Raw genomic sequence first — 9,949 nt, 5'->3', positions numbered from 1 at the left:
GCGGAAACTCCGCTGCAGCACCACCCGGATCACCGCTGTCGTCCGTGCCGTCGTCGCCCTCGAACTCGCCACCTGATCAAGATGAAAAAGGCTCAGTGGTGTCGATGAGGGCTCTGCGTCGTTTGACGGCAACGTCAGCGGACGACTGCCAAGGCATACCGCCGAGGCGAGATGTGTTCAAACTTTTCTACGTCTTCAAGGCGACCCGCTGGCGCGGGTCGCGCGCGGAATAGCGCTGCGTTTCCGGAAGCACGGAGAAGCCGGGACGCGTCCGCATGACGAGCGCGAGGCCGACGGCGAGACAGCGGCGGGGAGTCGGCTGATGCGCCACTCGCGGGTGGGGCCGGTCGGTTCCGTGGGCTTTACCCACCTGTTCGGCTCGGGGCCCGAGTCGGGCAAGGCCAGGAGGCCACTCGTTCAAATTCCGGGCAGGATCACAGCCTGCCCGAGTTGCCGGCCAGCGTACGGCCCCCTGGCCATGCCCGACCCCAACCCGAACAGGACACCGGCCCGACCTCACACACGTAGCCGTCTGACGGCAACGCCGACGGCAACACGGGCGTACAACAGGGCACTTCCACGCACTGCGACGGACCGGCCGGAATTCGCTGACCAGCAAGAATGCAGGTGACGGCCTTCGGGCACGCACACGTACTATGTGCTCGCGGGCGCCACACCGGTCCTCGTCCACAATTGCAATCTCTCGGCACGGGCGAGTGAAATTCATGCCGCCGAGCCGGACGAATTCATTCGCAAGAACGTGAGCACGGTGGCTGTAATCAAGGCGGACACTCCGCACGGTCATATCAATGTCGTTGCCGGATCTGGTGATGGCTTGACCCCCGCGCAGATGTCCGCCATCGGCAAGGGTGAGATCGTCGCCGACAACATCCCAGGCACTCACGCAGAACAGAATGCCCTGCTCTTCATTAATGAAATGAGATGGACTCCTATTTCGGGAGGGACTTCCCGTAATGTCTGCCTGGGTAGGTGTGCGCCGCTCATCCGGGGCACTGGCGGTAAGATGATGGGTGAGGTGTACCCGGGAAGTGGTAAAACTACAACTCGCCAGAGGAGCTTTGAGTGGTAGTCGACGAGGCTGTTGCGGCGACCCTTCGGGGGCAGTCGCAGACACAGGTTGCAACCTTCGTGGCTGGCTGCGCGGAGCGGATGGCGCAGGTGTTCACGGGGTTGTGCGGAACCGATCCCGCGCGGAATAGTGACTCCGATGTCGTTGTCCAGCTCCTGGAGAATCTTTGGGATACTGAAGTCCCGGCAGATTCGTTCCGCGCTTCGGTGGAGTCTCTGGAGGGTTTCCGGGAGCTCGAACCTTCCGACGAGGAGATCATCGACGTAGCAGGTATCTATTCCTTCTACTCGGTGCTGGCGATGCGGTACGCGGCCCTCTATCGCTCCAGTGGCGACGTTGAAGATGCACTCAAGTGTGCACATTCATGCCTGACGGCGATGGGGCAATTGGATCAGAACCTTCCAGGTGCAGCACTCTTCGCCGAGGAGGCGGAACTTCAGCGGCGCACAGCTTCCACGCCCCCCTTGGATGCTTTGAGCCCTGACCTGATCTCGCGATTGAAGGAGGGTGACCGAACCGTTAGTCGCGAGCGTCTACTGGCGATTCAGAGTCGATTTACGCGCTGAGCCGGAAAGTAATTCAGGAGCCCCACCGAGGCACATTCTCGGTGGGGCTCCTGTCGTGCTTGACGGCAGTAGTTGACGGCAACGTCAGCGGACGGCCGGTGCGCTAAGCGGTGGGTCGTCACCGTCGTCAGGCCGGTTGGGGTTGTGGAGTGTGCGGCCGAGGAGGTCGATGGCGTCGCGCTGGAGGCGGAGCCGGACGTGAGCGTAGACGGTGGCGGTGACGCCAATGTGGGCGTGGCCGAGGAGTTCTTTGATCACAACGAGTTCGACGCCTTGCTCTAGGAGGAGGGTGGCGGTGGAGTGTCGTAGGTCGTGGAAGCGGATGCGGCGGATACCTGCCCGATCGAGGAGGGAACGGAAGCCACGATTGAGGTTCGCCGGATCGATCGGCCCCCCCTGCCAGTGTGGTGAAGACGAGCCTGCTCTCATTCCAGCCCCCCGCTGCCGCCTCACGCTCTCCTTCCTGGCCCTTACGGTGTTCTTCCAACGAGTTGATGCACTCGCTGGGGAGGGCGATGCGCCGTTCGGATGCGCGGGTTTTGGTGGGCAGGGTGGTCAGTCCGCCGGTCTGGGGGCGCTGGAGGGTACGTCGGACGCTGGCAGTGCCGGCACTGAGGTCGACGTCTCCCCACTGAAGGCCGAGGAGTTCGCCCTTGCGGAGGCCGGTGCGGAGGGCGAGTTCGTACAGCACGAACAGGCCGTCATTGCGGGCAGCAGCGAGGAACTGCCGAGCTTCATCTGCCGTGAGCGGTTCGAACCGACAAGGGCGCGGCGTACCCGTACGGACGTTGCGGGCGACATTCCGCGTGATCTCCTCCTCGCGGACGGCGTGCTCCAGAGCGGACTTGAGTACGGAGTGGATGTACGCCAGGGTCAGCGGTGAGAGCCGCTTGGAGCAGCACGTCCCAGCGGCGCAGCAGCGAGGCTGATCGCGGTGAGCGTCGATGCTGCGGGCGCAGCACTGGCAGGTGGTTCGGAGCTGGTTGAGCCAGGTGCGGACGTGTTTGGCGGTGAGCTTGGCGAGCTTCTTCTTGCCCAGGCCGGGGACGAGGTGCTGGTTGACGCAGGCGGTGTATCGGGTGTGGGTGTTCTCCCGGAGCTGATGGACGGCGACCGTCTCCAGCCAGTACATCAGGTACGCGCTGACGCTGCCCTGCGCGGAGGGAACGGGGACGCCGCGGTTGCTGGTTGCGATCTTCTCGGTGAGCTTGGCCAGTGCGTCTTTGCGGGTGGTGCCGTAGACGCGGATGCGCTTGCGGGTGTTGCCCGGGGCGAGGACGTAGCCGGCGGCTTCCCAGCGTCCGTCTTTGCGCTGGTAGACGGTCCCGTCGCCGTTGGCGCGGACGCGGCGGGAGGGAGTGGCGTCGCGGGGTGTGGTCATCAGGCGGCGGCTTCCTGGTCGAGGCGGGTACGGATGAAGTCGGTGAGGGCGTGCGTGGGGATGCGGCGGGCGCGGCCCAGGGTGATCGAGGCAAGCTGCTGGGTCCGGAGCAGGTCGTAGACGGCTGAACGGCCGAGCTGGAGGCGGGCCATGACCTGGGGCACGGTCAGCAGCTCCTGCGACGCACTCGGCGCCTGATGGGGCGCGGTGGGCTGGTACGAGGTCATCAGCAGCCCTCTTCCGCTACGAACTGCCGTTCCAGTTCCCTGCGGTGCCAGACAGCGGCTGCGAGGAGTCCGGCGCCGAGGCTGTAGCCGGTGCCGAGGTAGGCCCAATGGCCGACGACGAGCGTGCTGGCCGGGTCGGGCTCGGGCAGGCCGGCGTGGACGCGGACCTGTTCGGCGCGCCAGGCGCGGCGGGCGGCGCGCAGCGCGCCGAGGGTGGTCGAGTAGGCGCGGGACTTGGTGGAGAAGTGGCCTCGGAAGCCGAGCATGTGCGCCCACTTCCAGAGCTTGAGGTCGGCGAACTCCGGCAGCTTGCCGAGCTCCCAGCAGGTGCGGATCATCTGCCGCACGTGGCGGGCGACGGCCAGGCGAGGCAGGGGCCGGGCCTGCCCGGTGCCGTCGCACGCGGTGCAGGGGATCGGGGTTCCGTGCGGCAGGAGGGTGGCGCCGCGCCCCTGGCAGGGGCGGCAGTACAGGGCGCGGTCGAGGGTGCCGGCGGCGTCTGCGGACTTGGTGGCGTACTTGGCCACGTAGGCGGCGACGGCCTGGTCGGTCAGTTCGGAGCCGGTGCCGAAGGCGGCGATCTCGCGTACGTCGAGCTGTTCTCCCCAGGCGAGTTCGCGTTCCCCGATCGCGTCCGACACGACGGTTACGCGTACGCGGGCGGCGGCAGCCCGGATGGAGTCGGTGAGCAGGGTGACGGTGGCGGACGGCGGTGGGGGCTGGGTGCTGCCGTTGGGGCCGTCGAGCCGGATGACGGCGTGGAAATGGACCAGACCGCGTTTCTGGTACTCGGCGACCTTGGCGAAGGAGGCCCGCAGGACGGCGCGGGCGGCCTTCTGGGTGAGGCCGAGCCGGGCGGCGATCTCGCGGCGCATGTAGATCGTGAAGCGTGCCCACAAAGCGGATGCGTGGGCGTTGAAAAGGACCGCGCCCGCGTAGTCGTAGGTCGTGGGGTTCAGAGGGGTACCGAGCAGTGCGTCAGTGGGTTCGTGGAGCTTGCGGCAGCGGCAGGGTCGGGGGCCGCCGTCGGTGTTGGTGGGGCGGTTGTGGGCGGGGCCGAAGGACGGGGCGGTGAGGGTGGTGAACACGCGGGGGTGGGTGCGGACGGTGTCGGGGACGGTCTTGCCGCCGGTCAGGCCGGCGCGGATGAGGTGGTAGGTGTCGGCGGCGTAGATGCGGGAGCAGGCCGGGCAGCGGGAGGAGCGTCGGTTGCCGCATGCGGTGAGCAGGCTTCCGGTGGGTTCGTCGGACGTGGTGTAGGAGCGCAGTGCCTCACCGGTCGTGGTGTTGACGTTGGTGGAGTGGCCGGTCAGGCGGACGGGTTCGGTGCAGCCGCCGAGGCGTTCGATCTGCTGCTGTGCACGGTCGAAGTCGGGCAGGTTGACCAGGTGGAGCAGGTCCCGCACGGCGGGGCTTGCCACGTGGCGCAGGTCCAGGGTGACCATGTCGGGGCGTGTCCCTTCTGTCGGGGTGGGTAGCCCCGAGCAGCAACCAGCCAGCGAGGGGGCGTGTTGGTGCTGCTCGGGGCATGACGAACCGGGCCCATTGGCGGGCGTTGGGTTCAGGTGAGGTCCTCCGGCCGGCGGCCGGGGAGGCTCAGAGTTGAGCGAGCGCGGCGGTGGCCACCGGCAGGGCGACGCCCATGCGCGTTGCCAGCTGGGCGGCGGTGACCGGTGTTCCGTGTTCGGCGTGGTGGGTGTCCGCGATGCGCCGGGCCGCACTCAGCAGTGCGGCGGGGAGGACCGGTCGGGAGACGGTGGCAGGCGCCGTGGTGACGGCCGGGGCCGGGGTGGGGGCGGGGACCTTGAGCACGGTAGGCACTGCGGCTGGAGGCGGCGTAGGCGTCGAGGCGGGGACCGGCTCAGGGGCCGGGGCCGCCGTTTCGGGAGCGGGCGCCGAGGTAGGCACCGGCTCAGCGAGGGGTGCGGGGGTGATGGTTGCGGTGGTGTCCTCCCGGTGTGCGGCCGTAGCGTAGGCCGCGACCGGACCACCGGTAGGGTCTATTCAGGAGACAGCGGCCCGGAGACGGGTCATGCCAAGGCGGTGACCGATGCCCTGCCAGCCAAGTCGCAGCTGGAGAGCGGCAGGCCCCCCGGGGTGTGCGCCGAGGCCCGCATGTGCACCAATGCAATCAACGACGGCGCCGACCCGAAGAATCTGGACATCGTGACCGTCAATCAAAAGGGTAAAGATTCAAGATGTGCCCCAACTGTGCAACATGGGTGCCGGGGTTTGTCAGAAGAGGTCATGACGGGATGAGCGGCGAGACAGAACGGCCGGAGCGTGAAGCTCTCAAGGCTTTGCTGGCCGGGGTTGAGCGGGTTGAGTTCGGTGAGGTGGACGTGGAGGCGGCTTGCGCTGCCTATACGGAAGCCGGATACGAGGTCACCGGAACTCTTAGGGAATTCCTGGAGAACTACGGTGAAATCGCCGTCGGCTGGACGGCGCCCGATACGGGTGAGGAACTGGTTCTCGCTATCTCGGTCGAGGAAGCGATGGAAGTCTATCCGTCCAATGTCCGTAGCTACTCTCGACGGCTGGGCATGCAAGCGGTGCCGATCGGCATCGCCATGGAGACCGAGGAAAATGTGCTGCTGGTGGAGAACGGCGACATCGTATTCGTCGGTGACGCCGGAATGCAGCGGGTCGGAAACGGCTTCGAGGCAGCGGTGAAGGCATTTGTCTCCAGCACATGGGACAAGACCTTCTTCTGATCGCCATACGTTGCCCTCCAGGGGTGACCTCGATATGAGCACGGGCTGCCGGGGATTTCGGCGGCCCGTGCTCTCGTTGTGACACGGCAAGGAGTGGGACGGCGGGCGCCGCAGCTCAGCTTCCAGGGCTGACCGGAGCCGAGTGCCTGGCGTGCCCGCGCGGCGGGCGGCGCGGCGGAAGGCGCGGTCGGCTACGGCGTGTCCTGCGTGACCAGCGAGGAAGGCTGCAGCGCCAGCGGCGCGGCGAAAGCCACCGCGGTGGGCGCGGTCACCGGTGGCGTGTTCGGCGCGGCGGCCAGCAGGTTCGGCCGGAAGTCGACCACACAGCCCGAACCGGACGGGCAGCCGTCCTCGCCCCGGCCCGGTGGCTGCCGGGTCCCCGGTGTCCCGCACAGCTTCACCGGCACCACGACCGTCCTGATGGCCGACCACACCACCAAACCGATCTCCCAGGTCAAGGTCGGGGACTACGTCCTGACGGCCGAGCCCGGTAAGAAGAAGAAGGAGAAGCACAAGGTCAAGGCGGTCATCGTCACCAAGACCGACCGTAACTACGTCGACGTCGTCGTCGACACCAAGTCGGGCCCGAAGACGATCCAGACCACCAAGCACCACCAGTTCTACGAGTCCACGAAGGACGCCTGGACCCAGGCCTCCGACCTCAAGGCCGGCCAGAAACTCCAGAACGCCTCCGGCGGACCCACCGTGGTGCTCGACGCCAAGGCCTACACCGCACACCGCACGACATACGACCTCAGCATCGACGGCCTCCACACGTACTATGTGCTGGCGGGGGCCACACCGGTACTCGTTCACAACTGCAATGTAGACCCTCAGAGTGCTCCTGGAGGGAAGAACGGCGCTGCCGTTAGCATCAAGCAGGTGAAAATGGCGCTGGGCAGGGCTGACATGAGCGTTTCCCAGTACGACATCGTGCACGTGCCAGAGATTCGCACCGCCGGAGATGGCCTACCTGCTTACGCGAACAGCCCTCACGACGGTAATGGAATGCCGAACCTGGGTCCGCGAGGACGTCCGGTAATCCAGATCTCCAATATGGGACTGGCCGATATGGATACGGCTGTAGCCACGATCTTCCACGAGACCTACCATCACCGGATGTACGCCACTTGGCCAGGCTCAATGGGTGGAACAGAGTCCGCTGCGGAGACATTCGGGCAAGCTATGCTCGGCGTTTTCAGGCGAAGGACGGGTTCATGATTCAGGTAACGCGCTTCACGCCCTCGGAAATCGAGGCTCTCGGGCGAGAGCGAAATTTCCTCCGGGATCAGTCAGAGTGGCTTTGCCCTTCGTGCGGAGAAGTTTCGGTTCGCACCTACCTCAGAAATACGCAACACGCGGATCGTCCTGCTGTGATCAGCTACACATGGTGTGCTGCTTGCCGCAAGATGTCTGGCTCAACCGGCCCTCTGCCGCCCGGTCTGATCATCTCGGATCCATGGCGGGAGTTGGACCCGGCAGCGTGGGAACAGTTCGACACGAGCCTGCCCAGGTTCTTCGCTAGGCTCGATCGGCTATGGGAGGACGGCGTGCTGCCGCAAAGCATCGTCTGGACGCGGTAGTAGAGCGCCGATCACGCTGTAACACGAGCAAATAGAAGCCCCGCCAGGTGACTCCTGGCGGGGCTTCTGCGTGGGGTGACGGCAGTAGTTGACGGCAACGTCAACGGACGAGAGCAGCGCAGGTTAGCGGTTCCTCGCCATCGATCCTGGCTGCCTCGGCATCTGTCGGGCCCTCGAGGGCGGCGCTGAGGGTGTCGATGGCGTCGCGCTGGAGGCGGAGTCGCACGTGGGCGTAGACGGTGGCGGTGACGCCGATGTGGGCGTGGCCGAGGAGTTCCTTGATCACGACGAGTTCGACGCCCTGCTCCACGAGGAGGGTGGCGGTCGAGTGGCGGAGGTCGTGGAAGCGGATTCGGCGGAGGCCGGCGCGGCGGAGGAGTGTGTTGAACGTGCGGGTGAGGTTGGTCGGGTCGATCGGTCTGCCCTGCACCGTGGTGAACACGTGCCCGTCGTGCTGCCACGTGGTGACCGCGGCCTCGCGCTCGCGCTGCTGCCGTTCGCGGTGGAGCTTCAGTGAGTGGAGGCAGCGGGTGGGGAGGGCGATGCGGCGCTCGGAGGCGCGCGTCTTGGTGGGGAGCGTGGTGAGCCCGCCTGTGCTGGTGCGCTGGAGGGTTCGGCGGATTGCGGCGGTGCCCGTGTCGAGGTCGAGGTCTTCCCAGTGCAGTCCGAGGAGTTCGCCCTTGCGGAGTCCGGTGTGGAGGGCGAGTTCGAACAGGGCGTGCAGCCGGTGGGCCTGGGCGGTGGTGAGGAGCTGGCGGGCTTCGTCGGCGGTGAGGGGTTCGAAGCGTCGGGGCCGTTGGGTGCCGGTGCGGACGTTGCGGGCGACGTTGCGCGTGATCTCCTCCTCGCGCACGGCGTGCTCCAGGGCAGACTTGAGCACCGAGTGGATGTAGGTCAGCGTCAGCGGCGACAGCAGCTTGCGGCAGCACTGCCCGGCGGCACAGCAACGGGGCTCAACACGGGCCGTGTCGATGCCGTGTGCGCAGCACTGGCAGGTGGTGCGGAGCTGGTTGAGCCAGGTACGGACGTCTTTGGCGGTGAGCTTGGCGAGCTTCTTCTTGCCCAGGCCGGGGATCAGGTACCGGTTGACGCAGGCGGTGTAGCGGGTGTGGGTGTTCTCGCGGAGGTGGTGGACGGCGACGTTCTCCAGCCAGTAGGTCAGGTACGCGGCCACGCTGCCCTGTGCGGAGGGGACGGGGAGGCCGCGGTTGCTGGCGGCGATCTTCTCGGTGAGTTTGGCCAGTGCGTCTTTGCGGGTGGTGCCGTAGACGCGGACGCGGCGACGGGTGTTGCCGGAGAACTTCCTGGCCGTCCTGGAGAAAGGGCTGCGTTCCTACGGCCTGCCCGTGTTGGACGACATGCTGAAGGAATCAGTCCTGGTGGACCTCGGCTACGTTGACGGGAAGGCTCTCGCCCAGGCGCGCAAGGATGCCGACGCCGCCTTGGTCGTCCCTGACTTGCTGTGCGATGTGCTCGCCCTGGAGGTCGGACTGCGAAGCCTCATGTGACCAGCCCCAACACGGAAGCCGAGCACGTGGAAGCCACAAACCTCCTGTACCGCGATCCGGCACTTTACGACGCGGTCCAGTCCGACAGCATGAGCGCCGAGATGTGCCAGACCCTGATCGAGCTGCACCGGCCGGATGCCCGGACGCTGATCGACTTCGGATGCGGAACCGGGCGGGATCTGGAAATCCTGGCCAAGCGTTTCGAGTGCATCGGCGTGGATTTCCAGCCCGGCATGGTCGACCACGCTCACCAGGTCCGGCCGGGGCTGGACATCCGCACCGGGGACATGCGCACCGCACGACTCGGTAAGCGCATGGACGTGGTGACCTGCATGGGCAACAGCCTGGCCTACGTGCACGACAGCGAGGAGATCAGCCAGGTCTTCACCACCTTCGCGGCCCATGCCCGGCCGGGCGCGCTGCTGGTGCTGTGCTCCCCTGTCGCCCCGATCACCCAGACTGAGCCCACTGTCGCCACGGTGGACACCCCGAGGGGAACCGCGACGGTCACCATCCGACATGAGTGGGACTTGCGGACCCAGATCAACACCATGCACAGGCACTGGGTGCTCCCCTCGGGCGACGAGGCCCAGGACGAGATCCGCAGGCGTGTCCTATTCCCCCGCGAGCTGGAGCGCTACGTGGAGGACGCCGGCTTCGAGGTCCTGGACATGGCCGACGGCACAGGCGCAGGGCTCACCGGCCCAACCGCCTACACGGTGGCCCGGTACACCCGTGACTGAGCGGCTGGGCGGAACCAGTGCCCGCCCCCGAACTTCTGACGGCAGTGAGCCTTTTTCATCTTGATCAGGTGGCGAGTTCGAGGGCGACGACGGCACGGACGACAGCGGTGATCCGGGTGGTGCTGCAGCGGAGTTTC

At 66.6% G+C, this 9,949-nt stretch carries 8 protein-coding genes and 2 pseudogenes; 5 read left to right on the top strand and 5 right to left on the bottom strand.

The features are described 5' to 3' along the window. The first annotated feature begins 1,083 nt into the window (after positions 1-1,083). Positions 1,084-1,656 carry a hypothetical protein gene (locus tag ACIOMQ_RS41175; protein WP_402192843.1) on the top strand — a complete coding sequence of 191 codons (573 nt, stop codon included), beginning with the start codon at positions 1,084-1,086 and terminating at the stop codon, positions 1,654-1,656. An 84-nt stretch (positions 1,657-1,740) separates the two neighbouring features. On the opposite strand, the pseudogene ACIOMQ_RS41170 reads toward ACIOMQ_RS41175, so the two are convergent. From ACIOMQ_RS41170 to ACIOMQ_RS41155, 4 genes and pseudogenes are all read right to left on the bottom strand, one after another. Beyond that, positions 1,741-3,037: pseudogene (locus ACIOMQ_RS41170) on the bottom strand (tyrosine-type recombinase/integrase). Then, the gene (locus ACIOMQ_RS41165) at positions 3,037-3,264 is read right to left on the bottom strand and encodes a helix-turn-helix domain-containing protein (protein WP_381824380.1); all 228 of its coding nucleotides are present in this window, start codon (positions 3,262-3,264) and stop codon (positions 3,037-3,039) included. Before ACIOMQ_RS41165 ends, ACIOMQ_RS41170 begins: the two are co-directional and overlap by 1 nt. After that, positions 3,264-4,709 carry a replication initiator gene (locus tag ACIOMQ_RS41160; RefSeq protein ID WP_402192839.1) on the bottom strand — a complete coding sequence of 482 codons (1,446 nt, stop codon included), beginning with the start codon at positions 4,707-4,709 and terminating at the stop codon, positions 3,264-3,266. Before ACIOMQ_RS41160 ends, ACIOMQ_RS41165 begins: the two co-directional genes overlap by 1 nt. A 151-nt stretch (positions 4,710-4,860) precedes the next feature. Further along, positions 4,861-5,076, bottom strand: a complete 216-nt coding sequence (locus tag ACIOMQ_RS41155; RefSeq protein ID WP_401986963.1) for a hypothetical protein — start codon at positions 5,074-5,076, stop codon at positions 4,861-4,863. Between the two features lie 443 nt (positions 5,077-5,519). Between ACIOMQ_RS41155 and ACIOMQ_RS41150 the strand changes: the two genes are divergently transcribed. Further along, complete coding sequence (locus tag ACIOMQ_RS41150; protein ID WP_402192837.1) at positions 5,520-5,978, top strand: SUKH-3 domain-containing protein; 459 nt, start codon at positions 5,520-5,522, stop codon at positions 5,976-5,978. Between the two features lie 207 nt (positions 5,979-6,185). Continuing rightward, positions 6,186-7,199: a Hint domain-containing protein gene (locus ACIOMQ_RS41145; protein ID WP_402192835.1), complete on the top strand. Its 1,014-nt coding sequence runs from the start codon at positions 6,186-6,188 to the stop codon at positions 7,197-7,199. Between the two features lie 462 nt (positions 7,200-7,661). Here the strand turns inward: ACIOMQ_RS41145 and ACIOMQ_RS41140 are convergent. Continuing rightward, a pseudogene (locus ACIOMQ_RS41140) lies at positions 7,662-8,855 on the bottom strand (tyrosine-type recombinase/integrase); the annotation flags it as partial. Between ACIOMQ_RS41140 and ACIOMQ_RS41135 the strand changes: the two are divergent. Both ACIOMQ_RS41135 and ACIOMQ_RS41130 read left to right on the top strand, forming a co-directional pair. Further along, complete coding sequence (locus ACIOMQ_RS41135; protein ID WP_401942835.1) at positions 8,848-9,069, top strand: hypothetical protein; 222 nt, start codon at positions 8,848-8,850, stop codon at positions 9,067-9,069. The pseudogene ACIOMQ_RS41140 and the gene ACIOMQ_RS41135 sit on opposite strands and share 8 nt — an antisense overlap. 26 nt (positions 9,070-9,095) lie before the next feature. Continuing rightward, positions 9,096-9,812, top strand: a complete 717-nt coding sequence (locus ACIOMQ_RS41130; protein WP_402192833.1) for a class I SAM-dependent methyltransferase — start codon at positions 9,096-9,098, stop codon at positions 9,810-9,812. The last annotated feature ends 137 nt before the right edge of the window (positions 9,813-9,949 follow it).

It is taken from the genome of Streptomyces sp. NPDC087845 (genome assembly GCF_044742755.1).
Classification (GTDB): domain Bacteria; phylum Actinomycetota; class Actinomycetes; order Streptomycetales; family Streptomycetaceae; genus Streptomyces.
Note: the sequence above shows the minus strand (reverse complement) of the source record. Positions and strands in the feature narration are given on the sequence as shown.

Coding starts and splice junctions, on each gene's coding strand:
- ACIOMQ_RS41165 (WP_381824380.1), bottom strand. CDS start 3,264: ATGACCTCGTACCAGCCCACCGCGCCCCATCAGGCGCCGAGTGCGTCG.
- ACIOMQ_RS41160 (WP_402192839.1), bottom strand. CDS start 4,709: ATGGTCACCCTGGACCTGCGCCACGTGGCAAGCCCCGCCGTGCGGGAC.
- ACIOMQ_RS41150 (WP_402192837.1), top strand. CDS start 5,520: ATGAGCGGCGAGACAGAACGGCCGGAGCGTGAAGCTCTCAAGGCTTTG.